The 15,031-nt window shown below is 52.3% G+C and carries 13 protein-coding genes; 1 reads left to right on the top strand and 12 read right to left on the bottom strand.

Annotation, left to right across the window (positions count from 1 at the left end; translation table 11 throughout):
* Nucleotides 1-33: 33 nt before the first annotated feature.
* From argF to OXG75_02905, 8 genes are all read right to left on the bottom strand, one after another.
* Nucleotides 34-939, bottom strand: a complete 906-nt coding sequence (argF, locus tag OXG75_02940; GenBank protein MCY3624945.1) for an ornithine carbamoyltransferase — start codon at nucleotides 937-939, stop codon at nucleotides 34-36.
* Complete coding sequence (locus tag OXG75_02935) at nucleotides 932-2,125, bottom strand: aspartate aminotransferase family protein (GenBank protein ID MCY3624944.1); 1,194 nt, start codon at nucleotides 2,123-2,125, stop codon at nucleotides 932-934. Before OXG75_02935 ends, argF begins: the two co-directional genes overlap by 8 nt.
* An 11-nt stretch (nucleotides 2,126-2,136) precedes the next feature.
* Nucleotides 2,137-3,018 carry an acetylglutamate kinase gene (gene argB, locus OXG75_02930; protein MCY3624943.1) on the bottom strand — a complete coding sequence of 294 codons (882 nt, stop codon included), beginning with the start codon at nucleotides 3,016-3,018 and terminating at the stop codon, nucleotides 2,137-2,139.
* A 206-nt stretch (nucleotides 3,019-3,224) separates the two neighbouring features.
* Complete coding sequence (locus OXG75_02925; GenBank protein ID MCY3624942.1) at nucleotides 3,225-5,531, bottom strand: TonB-dependent receptor; 2,307 nt, start codon at nucleotides 5,529-5,531, stop codon at nucleotides 3,225-3,227.
* Nucleotides 5,532-5,684: 153 nt separating this feature from the next.
* Entirely contained in the window at nucleotides 5,685-6,566 is an 882-nt protein-coding gene (locus OXG75_02920) for a transglutaminase family protein (protein ID MCY3624941.1), read from the bottom strand.
* Nucleotides 6,556-7,293: a peptidase gene (locus OXG75_02915; protein MCY3624940.1), complete on the bottom strand. Its 738-nt coding sequence runs from the start codon at nucleotides 7,291-7,293 to the stop codon at nucleotides 6,556-6,558. Before OXG75_02915 ends, OXG75_02920 begins: the two co-directional genes overlap by 11 nt.
* Before the next feature lie 14 nt (nucleotides 7,294-7,307).
* Complete coding sequence (locus OXG75_02910) at nucleotides 7,308-8,255, bottom strand: alpha-E domain-containing protein (GenBank protein ID MCY3624939.1); 948 nt, start codon at nucleotides 8,253-8,255, stop codon at nucleotides 7,308-7,310.
* A gap of 26 nt (nucleotides 8,256-8,281) precedes the next feature.
* Complete coding sequence (locus OXG75_02905; protein ID MCY3624938.1) at nucleotides 8,282-9,757, bottom strand: circularly permuted type 2 ATP-grasp protein; 1,476 nt, start codon at nucleotides 9,755-9,757, stop codon at nucleotides 8,282-8,284.
* Nucleotides 9,758-10,047: 290 nt separating this feature from the next.
* Between OXG75_02905 and OXG75_02900 the strand changes: the two genes are divergently transcribed.
* Nucleotides 10,048-10,977, top strand: a complete 930-nt coding sequence (locus tag OXG75_02900) for a hypothetical protein (protein MCY3624937.1) — start codon at nucleotides 10,048-10,050, stop codon at nucleotides 10,975-10,977.
* Nucleotides 10,978-11,058: 81 nt separating this feature from the next.
* On the opposite strand, the gene OXG75_02895 is transcribed toward OXG75_02900, so the two are convergent.
* The 4 genes from OXG75_02895 to hslV all read right to left on the bottom strand — a co-directional run bounded on the left by OXG75_02895 (nucleotide 11,059) and on the right by hslV (nucleotide 15,028).
* Complete coding sequence (locus OXG75_02895; protein MCY3624936.1) at nucleotides 11,059-11,979, bottom strand: nucleotidyl transferase AbiEii/AbiGii toxin family protein; 921 nt, start codon at nucleotides 11,977-11,979, stop codon at nucleotides 11,059-11,061.
* Nucleotides 11,972-12,829: a type IV toxin-antitoxin system AbiEi family antitoxin domain-containing protein gene (locus OXG75_02890; GenBank protein MCY3624935.1), complete on the bottom strand. Its 858-nt coding sequence runs from the start codon at nucleotides 12,827-12,829 to the stop codon at nucleotides 11,972-11,974. Before OXG75_02890 ends, OXG75_02895 begins: the two co-directional genes overlap by 8 nt.
* 313 nt (nucleotides 12,830-13,142) lie before the next feature.
* Nucleotides 13,143-14,492, bottom strand: a complete 1,350-nt coding sequence (hslU, locus tag OXG75_02885) for an ATP-dependent protease ATPase subunit HslU (GenBank protein MCY3624934.1) — start codon at nucleotides 14,490-14,492, stop codon at nucleotides 13,143-13,145.
* The gene (gene hslV, locus OXG75_02880; protein ID MCY3624933.1) at nucleotides 14,492-15,028 is read right to left on the bottom strand and encodes an ATP-dependent protease subunit HslV; all 537 of its coding nucleotides are present in this window, start codon (nucleotides 15,026-15,028) and stop codon (nucleotides 14,492-14,494) included. Before hslV ends, hslU begins: the two co-directional genes overlap by 1 nt.
* Nucleotides 15,029-15,031: the final 3 nt, after the last annotated feature.

Below are 15,031 nucleotides of genomic sequence, written 5' to 3'. Positions count from 1 at the left end.
TAAAACAGTACTCCATTTGGGAATTCTTACCGGCTAATCAAGAAGACAGAATTCAAGTATGGCTTTTCCCGCGTGAAGCTTGTTCTCGGCCTGCGTAAAGGCGATGCAGTTCGGACTGTCCATTATCTCCGCGGTTATCTCTTCTCCCCTGTGAGCCGGAAGACAGTGCATTATCAGGGGCTTTTTGCGGCAGGACGAAACAAGTTTCTCGTTTACCTGAAAGCCCTTGAAAATCTCGGTGCCTTTTCCCTCCTCCCCCATGCTTACCCAGACGTCGGTGTAGATCACGTCAGCTTCCCTTACTGCGGATACGGGGTCGTGGATGACTTCAATTTCCGAGTTTCCGAGTTCCGTGGCCTCGTCTATAATTGTCGGGCTTGGCTCATATCCCTCGGGAACCGCCACCGAAAGGTCAAAACCCATTATCGCGGAGACGGCTACGAAGGAATTGGCAATATTGTTTCCGTCGCCGAGAAAAGCAAGCTTGAACTTCTCGGGGTTTATTCCCTGCTCCGAAATTGAAAACAGATCGGAGATTATCTGTGTTGGATGCTCAAGGTCGGTAAGAGCGTTTATCACGGGGACTGTAGAGTTCTCCGCGAGCTCGAGGGCTTTTTCCTGTCCGTAGGTTCTTATTATTATCCCGTCAAGGTAGGAGGAGAGAATCTTCGCCGTATCAGCTATGGTCTCCCCCCTTCCGAGCTGTGTATCCGACGGATTCATGTAAATCGCCTGGGCGCCCAGGTCGAAAAGGCCTGCTTCGAAGGAAAGCCTCGTTCTGGTCGACTGTTTTTCAAAAAGAAGACCCACCGACATGCCCTTGAGGCTTTTTGGGCTCTCGCCCCGTTTTTTCAGTTCCTTGAGTTCGCCGGCGCGACGGATTATTTCCCTAATCTCGTCTTTCTCAAGATCTCTGACGGCAAGAAGATTCCTACCCACTTGAAGCTACCTCCTCAATCGATTTCGTTATTAGGGCGACGGCAATGTCAATCTCTTCTTTGTTCGTGTTAAGCGGGGGAAGAATCCGAAAAACCCGCTCAACAGTAAGTATTACCAGAAGTCCGTTTTTAACCGAGGCCGAAAAACAGTTCCGCGCGAAGGTGCTTTCTGAGAACTCAACTCCGATTATAAGCCCCTTTCCCCTTACCTCCATTATATGCTCGGGATATTTTTCCCGGACATCTTCAAGCTTGCCGAGAAAGTAGTATCCGAGTTCTTCCGCCCTTTCGGGCAGGTTTTCCCGAAGTATCGTTTCGATAGCGGCACAGGCCGCCCCCGCGGCCAGAGGGTTTCCGCCGAAAGTGCTTCCGTGCGCCCCGGGAGTGAAATGTTTTGCCACATGCTCCGTAGCCAGAACCGCTCCGCACGGCACCCCGCCGCCAAGAGCCTTTGCGAGAGCCACTATGTCGGGCATTACATCCTCATGCTCGTAGGCAAAAAGTTTTCCCGTCCTTCCCATCCCGACCTGGATCTCATCAAGTATGAGCAGCATGTCGTTTTTCCTGCAGATCTCCTCTACCTGCCCTAGATACCCTGGGGGTGGAACTATAACTCCGTTTTCTCCCTGCACCGGCTCAAGAATGACCGCGCAGGGTTTTATCTCGGCGGCCAGGCGGGCTATTGCCTCGGGGTCTGCGTAGGGAGCGAAGTGGAATCCTTCAAGAAAAGGGGAAAACCCTTCTTTGTATTTTTCAGATCCCGTGGCGCTGAGTGCCCCGAAAGTCCTTCCGTGAAAAGCCCCTTCGGTTGAGATGACCGCGAATTTCTCGCCGTTTTCCGCTCCCCACTTCCTGGCGAGCTTTATCGAGGCTTCAACGGCTTCGGTTCCGCTGTTACAGAAAAACACCTTGTCCGCAAACGAGTTTGAAACGAGCATTTCGGAGAGCGCACTCTGGTTTTCTATGTTAAAGAGGTTTGAGGTGTGAATCAGGGTGGCGGTCTGGGACTTTATGGCGTCTGTGATACTTGGGTGACAGTGCCCGAGGTTGTTAACGGCTATCCCGCTTGTGTAGTCAAGATACTTTTTCCCCTCCGTATCCCAAAGCCACGAACCGCTTCCCTTCCGCATCGTTATGGGGAGACGGCTGTAGGTCTTCATCAGGTATTTTCCCCGTGGATCTTCCATTTTCCCTTACCTCAGAGGGTTATCTCCGTCCCTATTCCGGAATCGGTAAGAAGCTCGAGTATGAGAGCCCTTTTTACTCCCCCGTTTATTATGTGCACCTTGCTTACCCCTTCTTCAAGAGCCTCAAGCGCGCACATTACCTTGGGAATCATTCCGCTGTTTATTGTCTCGTTCCTGATAAGCCTCTCGGCCTGCTTTTTAGTCACGGAGGATATGAGTTCTCCTTTTTTGTCCAGGATGCCGTCAACATTGGTCAGCAGTATGAACTTTGCAGCGCGAAGCGCTCCCGCTACTTTACCCGCCACGTGATCCGCGTTTATGTTGTAGGTGGTTCCGTCTTCCCCCAACCCTATGGGAGCTATAATCGGAATGATATTTTTGCTTTCAAGCGCCCTGATTACCTCGGGGTTTATTTCCTGAACTTCGCCCACGTAGCCGAGGTCTGCGTTCTCGGGAATATCTATACTGTGTTTGGCGGCGAAGGTGTGAAGGTCGAACTTCTTAGCCTTTATAAGCCCCCCTTCCTTGCCCGAGAGTCCCACCGTTTCCATCTGGTGGCGGTTTATCGACGTCACGATCTGCTGGTTTATCTTTCCTGCAAGCACCATTTCTACCACTTCCATTACCTGCCTGCTGGTAACTCGGAGTCCGGCTATGAAGTCGGATTTTATTCCCATAGTGTCGAGATGCTCCTGGATCTGGGGCCCTCCTCCGTGGACTACTACCGGTTTTATCCCGACGTACTTCATCAGTATGAGGTCGCGCACGAAATTCGAAAGATCTGCGCTTGCTACACTTCCGCCGTATTTGACAACGACGGTTTTGCCGTGAAACGCCTCTATGTAGGGGAGGGCTTCGACCAGTATTTCCGCCCTCTGGGCTGAACTGCTCATAAAAAACTCCTTTCTGCGAAGAAAAACATTATATAGCAACCAAGGGTTTTATTACAACACCCGAAATAATCATGTATGAGGATTTGGATTTCAGGTGGTCGAAAGGAAAATGGCAGTTCCCGGGATTGAGAAATCTTCTAAAGGTGCAAAAACACCTCAGGGGTAAAGAAGTGATTTCCGCCTGGAAATCCTCGCCTGCCTGCCTGTCAGCTCCTGTGCCTGTAAGTCAGTTGAACTCCGAAGACCCTGCCTTTGGCAAGAGGGGAGAACGTGCCGCCAAGAGGAGCCGCAAGCGGCGGCGTGCCCAGCATGCTGGGCAGCTGGCTGTCCCCTCCATGCTTGACTTCGTCAAGCAGGTTCTTGCCGTAGAGGCCAATTGAGAACCGGCCGTTTCCGGGGATGATGTCAACTCCGGCGTCAAGTATGTTCTGCTCCAGTATGTAGCCCCTGTTGTCGTCGCTGAAGTATGATTTGTCGCGGTAAGAGTAGCTTATGCGGGACGTTACCCGGCCCCAGCTGGTTGCTCCCGTGTCGTGGGTAAGTCCCACGCTGTAGGTCCACTTCGCGGCCCGGGGAAGATCAAGGGTCTCGTCGTTTCCATCCACGCTGCCGTCAAGATTAAGATCATGCTTGACCTTGGTGTACTCCGGGTTTACATACCCTACCGAACCGACCAGAAGCACGTTCTCCGCGACGGCGAACAGTCCGTCTAGTTCAAAACCGTAGGTCTCGACGTCGGCGGTGTTGTCGATCAGCTGGACTATGCCGAGTCCTTCAACGGGGAAGTTGATCTCCCTTTGCAGGTCATCAATCATGTTGTAGAAAACCGCTCCGTAGAGGCGGCCGCGATTGTTTGCGACCTTGAATCCGGCCTCGAAACTGTCGACCGTTTCTTCATCATACGGTCCCGGGGGATGGACGGGCGAGACGTTGCGGAGATTGAAGCCTCCCGAGCGAAATCCCCTGGTCCAGTGTCCGTAAACGTTGGCCCTGTCGCTTATGTAGTAGGCAGCGCCGAGTTTCGGAGACCAGCTGTGCCAGGTTTCCCCGCCCGTAAAGTCAAACTCGCAGTCGGGACCTTCGACGATATTGCATGACGGCGCTAATGAAGCGGGGGGAGTCTTGGTAGCAATCAGTGCTATTTCGGCGTCTCTTTTCTCGCGCGTGTAGCGCGTGCCGGCGGTAAGGACAATCTGGTTTGTAAGGTCGTAATCAAGAGACAGAAACAGGCCCAGGGTCTCGATGTCGTAGTTTCCGCCTCCAGACTGGGAAACATCCGCTCCGGGAGGCAGCGGCTGACCGGATGCCGCTAGAACGCCGGCAAGAAGAGAGCGGCGCTCGTGATAGTTGATTTCATTGCTGAAATAGTAGACTCCCGTGGTTGCGTGGAGGCTTTCGAGAACCCTGCCCGCGTAGCGAAGTTCGTTGCTCCACTGCCTGTACTTGGTCCATGCCTGCCCGCTCATCAGGTCAAGCGGCGAGGAATCAAGGTCAAGAGCCGAGAAGGTTTCTGAATCACGCCAGCCGAAAATGTTTGTAATCGTGCCGTCGCCGAAATCCACGTCCCAGTCCGCCCGGGCGGTGAAAAAATGAGCTTCGTTTTCTCTTTTGCCTTCCTCATTAATGCTGAAGTCGTGGCTGTCTCGGTCAAAGTCAGCCGCTTGGTTCGTGGCGCCGAACCCGTTTGTGTGGCTCTGCGCTGCGGGGCCGTCACCCTCAACGCTGTCGTACTGGTATCGGAGCACAAGGCTCAGGTCGTCTGTGGGGTCCCAGATAATCACGGGCCGCACCATCCGGACGTCCAGTTCGCCGAAAGCTTCGCCGGTGTGAAGATTCTCAAACCAGCCGTTATCCTGGTTTGTGTACGCGGTCACCCTGGCGCGTACAGTCTCGCCGAGAGGTCCTCCCACCGTGCCCATGTAGTAACTGTTAAGACCCTCTCCTCCCCCCTCAAAAGAGGTGCGAAAGGCTGTCTCCAGACTATCTCCGGGCTTTTTCGTGTTAACGAGTATTGCGCCCCCGGTCACGTTGCGGCCGAAAAGCGTTCCCTGCGGGCCCCTGAGCACCTCGATGCTCTCGATATCGAACGTATCGAACAGGGCGCCGTTTGTTGCCCCGAAGTAAACGCCGTCGACGAACACTCCCACAGTCGGGTCGACAGACGGTATTGAACTGTTTACCCCTAGTCCGCGAATGGAAAAGTTGGCGATCCCTCCTACTGTGCCGATGTCGTCGAGCGCGACGTTGGGCATCTTTACGGCGAGACTCTCAAGGTCTCTTACCTTAAGGGCGTCAATCTCTTCGGAACTGAAGTGCGTTACGGAGAGCGGGATGTTCTGAATCGGCTCCTCCCGTTTTCGCGCCGTGACCGTGATCTTCTCAAGCAGGACGCTGCTTACGCCGAATGCTTCCTGGGCGTTTGCCGCGACGCCGCTTACAAGGGTAAAAAGCGCGCCCACTACGAAAGTGCCTAAGAGCGCCTTTAATCTGGATTTAAATTTCCCGCGAACCATATGGATACCCTCCCCTTTTTTCGATAACATGACCTGTAATTTTCCGTTGCGGCCCGTTGATTTTCTTGGCCTTCCTCTAAGAATCAATTATAGCATGAGTTAAATCGCGATTGCACGACTTTTAAGAAGTGTTTACCGTGGGGTTTTCGTTGCTCAGAGAAGTCCCAGGGCTTTTTTCTGGCGTTTCCCCGTCTTTCTTACCCTTACGCGAAACCGGAGTTCGACTCCGGCTCCGTCCCCGTAGAAGCTTCCCGACACGGGGGCGATGAGCCCGTGGGTGGCGCCCCCCGCGACAGCCACGTGGCGGTCCGAGACCGCAAGACCCGAGGAGGGATCGTAGCCTCTCCACCCTCCGCCCGGTATGTAGACCTCGGCCCAGGCGTGAAGCTCGTCTCCTTTTTTTCTTCTTGCGCTGAGTGCATAGCCGCTTACGTGTCTGCACGCAAGGCCGACCGAGCGGCAGACGGCTGAGAAAAGTTCCACGAGGTCCCTGCAGGACCCTCTTTTTTCCCTGAGAGTTCTCTCCGCGGACCAGGGGCCGCCCTGCTCCCTGGCGACGTGAGGAAAGTTATCGTGTATGTGCTCACAGAGCGAGAGAACAAAGTCCGTGGTTCTTCCCATGGTTTGCGAGAGAATCGTTTCGCGAAGCGGCGAGACCGCCAGGGCAGTTCTTTTGCTTACCGCGAGGTACGGGCGAAGGGCCATCTTCTGCTCGCGCGGGTATTGCATCGGCAGGTCAAGGAACCTTACGTCTGAGACTATGAAGTCAAAAGGGTTTTCCCGAAGCGTCTCGACGACACAGCTGGTACCAATTGTGAGGCTCTCGAACTCGCCCGTAAACCAAAGGGTAACGGTAGTGTTTCCGTCGAGATCCGAGTTCACGCTTCTTCCCGCTTCGGGGGGATCCGTCCTGAGCGAGAACATATGGGTCATCTGCCCCCCGCCGTCTCTGGGGCGAAGCCTCACGGTGTGTGGGGCCAGGACCACTTTTTTTCCGTAAGAGTAAGTCGTGTTGTGATCTATGCTAAGCAGCACTTTTCGGGCTTCTGTTAAGGATTTTTCTTACCCATTCAGCGGGCATTTCCTCGGCTGATTTCCTGAGCCTCTCCTGCCACCACTCCGATATGTCCGCCAGTTCGTTTTCGTTGAATCTGTACTGCTCAAGGGAAAATGAATTGCTTCTGTAGACTACGATGTCTATCGGAAAATCGACGTCTATGGCGTTTATGCGGCTTGAATCAAACGCGAGGTATGCGATGCGAAGCGCCGTATCAAGGTTCGTGTCGTAGGTAAGCGTTCTTTTTATTATCGGTTTTCCGTATTTCGACTCGCCTATTATAACGTAGGGGGAAGTGGTCCCCACGTTGATCCAGTTTCCCTGGGGATAAACGAGGAAAAGCTGGGGCTCGGCGTCGTTTTCGAACTGCCCTCCTATTATGGAGTATATGTTGAAGGGAAATCCCGATTCGGAAAGATCCTCTCCATCTTCTTTTTTCACCCTGCGAAGCTCCCTTGAGAAAAGATTCACGGCCTTGTAGAGGCGGTCAAACGATTCCTGGGATTGTTCGAGCGCCTCGTCAAGATAGGTAATAGCCTTGTCTCTCGCGGAGCGAAGCCCCGACGTCATAAGGAAAAACGAGTTGTCCCCGGCCCTGTGGGTGGTGACCTTCTTTGCCCGTATGGCTTCATTTCCCGTTATTATGAGGTTGTCGGCTAGCCCGATTATTCCTTCCTTGAGTCTCATTCCCACGCAGAAAGTCATCTGTTTTCTCCTTCTCAGATATCGTCAAAGTCCTGAAGGACGCTGTCTGTTATCCCGTAGCTGAAGTAATCGTCGTATATGCGGTTTCCGACCTCGTTTATTTGGGACTGGAAACCGCTTAGGTACTCGTGCATTCCGTGCTGTACTATCTCCCCGACGCTTATGAACCGAAGGTCAGACAGAAGCCTTCCCATTTCTTTTTCGGTTTCGTTATTGTAGCAGCCCGCAGGGCTGTTGGATATGCAGTGAAGAGACTCGTCGGCCTGCGCAATGCAGTAAATTATTGAACGGGGAAACTGGTTATCAAGGATGAGGAAATCGATCACGTTGCCTATGGATATCTGCTGGTGCTTCGCCTTGTATGTCTCAAGGGCGCTTGTTGACTTAAGAAGCGCTATCCACTGCATGTTGTCTATAGACGTTCCCACGAGTTCCGCCTTGGGAAGCAGGGTGTAGTACTTGACGTCGAGGATTCTTGAAGTGTTGTCGGCCCGTTCCATCTGCTTTCCGAGTTCCGAGAAATGCCATGCCTCGCCGTGGGATATGCTTATGTACCCGGAACCGTGGAAAAGAAGGCTCTGCACCTTTGCCACTTCGCAGAATTTGCCGGGGTTGTCAAGCAGCTTCTGTCTGGCATCCTCGTTGTTTAGCTTGTGGTAGAAGCGGTTTATTAGAAGCCACATTTCAGAGGAGATTATTTCCCTTACGGAACTTGCGTTCTCACGGGCGCAGTTAACGCAGGAGATGATGGAGTTCGGGTTGTTGCGGTCAAGGACCATGAAGTTTATGACGTTCTCCCGGGTTGTGCTGTCATAAAGGCTTCTGAAAAGCTCCATGTCTCCCGTCACCTTCACTATGGGGTCCCACTCCTGCTCAACGGAGTCGTGGGTGTCAATGGCAAGGCTCAGGTTTACGCTTATAAGCCTCGCTGTATTGCCGGCGCGCTCTGCATAGCGGCTCATCCAGTATATAGATTCTGCGACGCGGCTTAGGATTTTCCGCCTCCTTTGCCCTTGGTGTTCTTTGCGGGAGCAAGCACCCAGGTGTCCTTGCTTCCCCCGCCCTGGGACGAATTGACTATCATCGAACCTTTGCGCAGGGCCACCCTGGTCAGGCCTCCGGGCAGGACGAATATTTCTTTTCCGTAGAGAATGAAGGGCCTAAGATCGACATGGCGTCCCTCGAAGTGATCACCCGCTATCACGGGGGCCCGGGAGAGGGACATGGTCTTCTGGGCTATGTAGTTTCTGGGGTCCGCCTTTATGTTTCTTTTTGCCTGGGCGAGTTCCTCTTTTGTCGCCTTGGGCCCGAACACTATCCCGTATCCTCCGGATTCATTCGCGGGCTTTACGACCAGCTTCTCTATATTGTCGAGCACATATTTTCTGGCCTCATCCTCCTCGCATATATACGTCGGCACGTTCGGGATTACGGGCTCTTCTCCCAGATAGTACTTTATTATCTTCTCTACGTAGGCGTATATTATCTTGTCGTCGGCCACCCCTCCTCCGGGGGCATTGGCTATGGCGACGTTTCCTGCCTTGTACGCGCTGAAAAGCCCCGGAACTCCGAGCACTGAATCCGGGCGGAACACCTGAGGGTCGAGGAAGTTGTCGTCTATCCTTCTGTATATGACATCCACTTTTTCAAGTCCCTTTGTGGTTTTTAGGTAAACGAAATTCTCTACCACGACGAGATCCCTGCCCTCGACAAGCTCTATTCCCATCTCCTTTGCCAGAAACGAGTGCTCGAAGTAGGCCGAGTTGTAGATCCCCGGGGTGAGAAGCACCACCTTCGGGTTGGCTGTTCTGTCGGAGAGAAGGTACTGGAGGGTGTCATGGAGGTGGAGTCCGTAATCGCTTATGGGCATTATCTCTACGGTGCCGAATACCTTGGGAAACGTGCGCTTTAGAAGCTCGCGGTTCTCAAGCACGTAGGAGACGCCCGAGGGCGAGCGAAGGTTGTCTTCGAGGATGTAGAAGTTTCCGTCCGAATGTCTTATCAGGTCCGTTCCCGTGATGTGGCACCAGATGTTCTTCGGAGGGGAAAAGCCGACGCAGTCAAGGCGAAACTCCCTGCTTGAGAGGATGAGTTCCTTGGGAACCACCTTGTCCCTAAGGATCTTCCGGTCGTTGTATATGTCGTCTATGAAGAGGTTAAGCGCGTGGATTCTCTGCTTGAGACCCCTTTCTATGAGCTCCCAGTCCTCGGCAGACACTATCCTCGGAATTATGTCGAAGGGGAAAATGTTCTCCTCGGAACTTTTCTTTTTTTCCGAGTAAAGTGTGAAGGTGACCCCCATCTCGAACAGGTTCATCTCGGCTGCTTTCTGCCTCTCGATCAGCTCTCCGTCAGAGAGACTTTCTATCCTGTCGGTTAAAAAGCGGGTCCATTCATGCGGGGTGGAGTTGTCCTTAAATACCTCGTCGTAAAAGCCTTCCGTATCGTAGTTTGTGAAATTCATCTCGGCTCCAATGCCTTTCTCCTGAAGAATCTAACTAAAAGCGGGGATCATAACAAAGGCTTCCCCGCTGACTTCTTAAGAAAAAAACGAGCGGGCAGCAGGCGGACCAGCAGACGAACCTGCTCGGCATAATGTTTGTAGTTACACACGGCGTGCTCCTTTGACACTTTCGGACGAAGGCAGGAGTTCCTCTATCACGTAAATTCTGTAAACCGGATGCAGTTTGCCAAAACAGTCTGGATTGTTCAGAATTTTTATCGTCTAAAGGTTTTGTAATAGGAGTGATTGCAATGAGCATGAAACGCTACCAGTTAAAACTCAGCGGCCTTCCGGAAAACAAGGGGCAGATTAAGGCCAAGAGGCTCTTGCGCGTTGTGGAAGCCCTTGTTGAAACGGCGGAGAGAACTACGCGGCTGTCAGCTACCGGGGAGGGCAAGAGCAGAGGGTCAAAGCCTGGATGGTTGAATGCAACCGTCGATTTTACAATAACGGGTTTGAAAACGGGTTCTACGGTTATCGACCTTGAAGCTCCAAGTCTTGGTGATACTGCCTATGACGTGTTTGCTCAGCTTGATTTTTGGCGTGAGCAACCAAGCCTTGACGACACAGCACTTGATCTTGCGGCACTTGCCATTGAAGAAGCCGGAACCGACTGTCCCGAGGGCGATCGGTTCGACAGTTCCGTTCTCGATTCGATTCTCAAGCTCAGCAGCTCTGGGGGAGCTTCTGGAGTTAGTTACGAGTTAATTCCCCGCGATTCGGCTAGGGGTCGTTTCACGCTTGATGACCAGATGAGTGCACGGGTTAAAGAACAGGTCAAAAACATCCCCCATCCCAAAGCGTTTGTAGTGGCAGGTATGCTTGACGAAATCAAACACGGTGGGGGACGCTTCCGTCTTCTGCTTGAGAAAAATTCATACATTCTCGGACGGCTGAACACTGATTTTCTGGACGTTGAAACTTTACGTTTTCTCTGGGGTAAGCCGACGACCGTGGAAGGAATGGTTCACTTCAAAGTCAACGGACAGCCCAGATTGATTGAAGCTCGCAAGATAAGTGCTCGCGTTGAAGGTGACGATGTTTTTGAAGAAATGCCATCTGGAAATCAGGATATGGAGAGAGTTATAAAAACCTCTGGCAAGATAGCTGATCCCAAAAGTCTCGCAGGCGCGTGGCCCGGGGATGAGCCTATTGAGGAACTCTTGGCTGAACTTGATTGACCTCTAGGAAAAAAACGTTTTCTTTGATAGGTTGTCTTAATCTGTGCCGGGAATAAGGACGCAGAAAGGCGCTTCTCAACTTCATATGAAGAGTGTTTCAAGCATTGCCCGTTGCTGTGCGTGTTTCTTCGGATTTTCGGCTCTGAGCTTCCGCAGATTTAGCAGTTTCCACTGGACTGCGGGAAGATATAAGGCTTCAGGTAGGCCGATCAGTTCAAAGTCGGGTTCCGTATCGTGAAGGGAAAACAAAAACGCTGCTATATCACCCGTAAGGCGTTTTCTAATATCGGTAAAGAGATGTGTTCTCACCGCTTCGAGCTCGGGTTGCGTGATTCTTTCGCGCGTCATCCCTGAAAATTCCTCCATGTACAGCTTCTTGATCGGTAAAGGAAGTGGCGACAGCAATTCATGAGGTGGCCTGTTGGAAGAAGAGACATAAGCCATAAAAACACGGAACAAATCGTCACTTATACCTTCGTTTTCGTAGAGCAGTCTTATGTCATAAAGATCACGTGGGTGCTGTCGGTCAAGCGCTGCATGCAATTTACCTCCATACAGGTCTTCAAAAGAGACAACCTGGGCTTCGGCGAAACCGAAAGTTTCCTCAACGGTATCTGTAACCTTGAGCAGTCCGGGTGGTAAAACCGTTCCCCGCATGACAGGAGATATCTCGATTTTCACTTTTGCGTTACCGCTTATGGCCATGATACGAGTGTCGAGATTTCCTCCACCTGCGATGCGTTGAAACTGTACATTCCTATTGCTACGGGCGAAGAAGTTCATTGCTCGCTTCAGTGCTAAGTCGATATTGCCCAGAGATATAGGCCGGCTTTCCACGGGTAAATAGACAAGATCGATATCAACGGAGAGGCGCGGCATGTCTCGGTAAAAGAGATTGATTGCGGAACCGCCTTTCAGTGCGAATACTTTTTCTGCAGCAATAGTGGGCAGCAGGCGGACCAGCAGACGAACCTGTTCAGCGTAATGTTTGTAGTTACACATGGCGTGCTCCTTCGACACTTTCGGACGAAGGCAGGAGTTCCTCTGTCACGTAAATTCTGTAAACCGGATGTAGCTTGCCTCCTTTGACCAAGGCGCGCGGTCCTGAGCCGAAATTGACTGCGGACTTGTCCAGGTATTTGAGCCAGGAGTGAGAATGTCTTTCGGCGAACACGAAAAACAGACGTTTTACCTTTACGCTTCGGCAAAGGCGCAGCAGAGATGCCAGATTCCCAGGTCGCAATGTCGTAAGTCCCTGAAAAACCATATTCAGATTGTCAAAGCCTGCTTCGCCACGCAGATCGTGCAGTGCTTCAAGTATGGCGCGCTCGGGAGAAGATACTTTGATCGGCCATCGCCAGGGACTTACCGTTGGCCCGCCGTCGCTGTCCGTTTCGGCGGCAAGCTCATCGTCCTCGTTCTCAATGCCCGTGGTGTCGTTGCCGAACAGGGAGCGCGATTGAACAATGAATCGGGTTTTGAACGGCAGACGCCCGAACCAGGACGGAACCTTCCCGTACAGATATATGCCGGTGCTGCCGCCCAGCCGCAGGTAATGGGAGTAACCGTGAAATTCAAGCGCGCTGAGTCCTCCAAGATGAACGCCATAGCCCATGATGCTCTGGATGGATATGAGTGGCATTTGCCACTCCCAAGGCGTCGGAACGGAAAGTGCCGACAAGGGGCGGCGATAGACTCCCCGGGTCAGTTTTTCAAGCCACCCTCGCTTTACGTAGCCGTGTATTGACTTTGAATCTATGCCATGGTCGCGAAGCCATACGGCATCGACTATGAAACCAGGCGGAACATTGTCTATAAGGTTTTTTAATCTTGGTTTCTTTTGACTATTCATAACCATATATATTATATATTTTTAAAATTTTAGCAAGGTTAATTTTGAATTCATCTAAATAAAGATATTTTTCACCCTTCAAATAAGAGTATTTTAAAAGATTTTTTGGTTTGTATAACGATTCTCGGACAAGTGCGCAGCTTGAAAAGGAATTTTCTGGCGTGACCGCCCGCGCTCCTTTTTTTACCTGAGGCTCTTTAGAAATTCCGAAGAATCGATATTTGATACTCTAACGGCCTCTTTCATGACAAGGGCGTATTCGGGGTTAAATTGGAGGCGGGACACAGACGGGGTGTGGCTCCCAAGCATTTTCTTAGAGTATGTACCTGCTGAGATCCCTGTCCTTGACAATGTCGGCTATTTTCTCCTCAACGTAGTTCTTGTCTATGGCGAATTTCTTCTCCTTCATGTCGGGAGCGTTAAAGGATATCTCGTCAAGCAGCTTCTCAAGAACGGTGTGAAGTCTCCTTGCCCCTATGTTCTCGGTAGAGCTGTTAACTTCAGCCGCGGTCTCGGCTATTTTCTCTATCGCCTCGCTGGTGAAAGAGAGCTTTATGTCCTCGGTCCTCATAAGCTCGGTGTACTGTTTTATAAGAGCGTTTTTGGGCTCGGTGAGGATTCGTATGAAATCGTCTTTGGTGAGCGCCTCAAGCTCAACCCTTATCGGAAAGCGCCCCTGGAGCTCGGGTATGAGATCGGACGGCTTTGAGACGTGAAACGCTCCGGCTCCAATAAAGAGTATATGGTCGGTTCTCACCATCCCGTGCTTCGTGGTGACGCTGCTTCCCTCGATTATGGGGAGAAGGTCCCTCTGCACCCCTTCCCTTGAAACATCGGGGCCCGAGACGCCGTTTTTTCCGGCGACCTTGTCTATCTCGTCTATGAAGATTATCCCCGAGTTCTCGGTTCTCTCGAGAGCCAGATGGGTGACCTTGTCCATGTCTATCAGCTTTCGGGCTTCCTCCTCGGTGAGGATGTCCATAGCCTCGGGAACCTTGACCTTTCTCACCTTCGATTTCTTGGGCATGAGGCTGCCGATCATCTCCGAGATTCCGGGGTCCATCTCCTCGACCCCCGCTTGGCTGAACACCTGTATGGGAAGAGACCTAGCCGTTATCTCTATCTCGACTTCCCTGTCGTCAAGCTTTCCGTCCCAAAGAAGCTTTCTCATCTTCTTTTTGGTCTCGCTCATTTTTTTCCTGGCTTCTTCCATATCTTCCTCCGTCCCGGTGACGGGGCGAGTCGGGACGAGCAGGTCAATGAGCTTGTCCTCAGCAAGCTCCCTTGCCCTCGTGTTAACAGAAAGGGTCTCTTCCTCTGTTACCATGTTGACGGCTATCTCCGTGAGGTCCCGTATCATTGACTCAACGTCCCGGCCCACGTAGCCGACTTCGGTGAACTTCGACGCCTCAACCTTTACAAAGGGGGCCTGGGCGAGTTTTGCCAGGCGTCTGGCTATCTCTGTTTTCCCCACGCCGGTGGGTCCCATCATAAGTATGTTCTTCGGGGATATCTCGTCGCGAAGCTCGGGCGATACTTTCTGCCTTCTCCATCTGTTTCGAAGCGCCACGCCCACGGCCCTTTTGGCCATGTTCTGCCCGACTATGTACTTGTCTAGCTCCGATACTATTTCCCTCGGGGTGAGATAGGATTCCTGGGACATTAATCTATTTCCTCTATTGATATGTGGGTGTTTGTGTAAATGCAGATTCCGGCCGCGATCTCAAGTGAGCGCTCGACTATCTCCGGGGCGGAGAGCTCCGAGTGCCTGGCAAGTGCCAAAGCGGCCGCCTGGGCGAAGGGGCCTCCCGAGCCTATTGCTATCACGCTCTCATCCGGCTCTATCACGTCTCCGCTTCCGGAAATTATGAGCATGGTTTCGGAGTTTGCGACTATGAGCAGGGCCTCAAGCCTTCTGAGTATCCTGTCCGTTCTCCATTCTTTCGCAAGCTCTACCGCGGCACGCTCAAGGCTTCCCCGGAACTCCTCAAGCTTTCCCTCGAACTTGTCAAAAAGGGTCATCGCGTCTGCTGTAGAGCCCGCGAATCCGGCACAGATCTTCCCGCCGTACATTTTCCTTATCTTGTTCGCGTTATGTTTTACCGCGGTTGCTCCCATGGTCACCTGGCCGTCGCCCCCAAGGGCCACCCGGTCGTCTTTTTTAACGCAGAGTATCGTGGTTCCGTGAAACTGGCTCATCAT

The sequence above is a fragment of the Candidatus Dadabacteria bacterium genome (assembly GCA_026705445.1).
Taxonomy (GTDB): Bacteria; Desulfobacterota_D; UBA1144; order Nemesobacterales; family Nemesobacteraceae; genus Nemesobacter.
The sequence above is the reverse complement of the archived record's forward strand: the minus strand, read 5'-3'. Positions and strand labels throughout refer to the sequence as shown.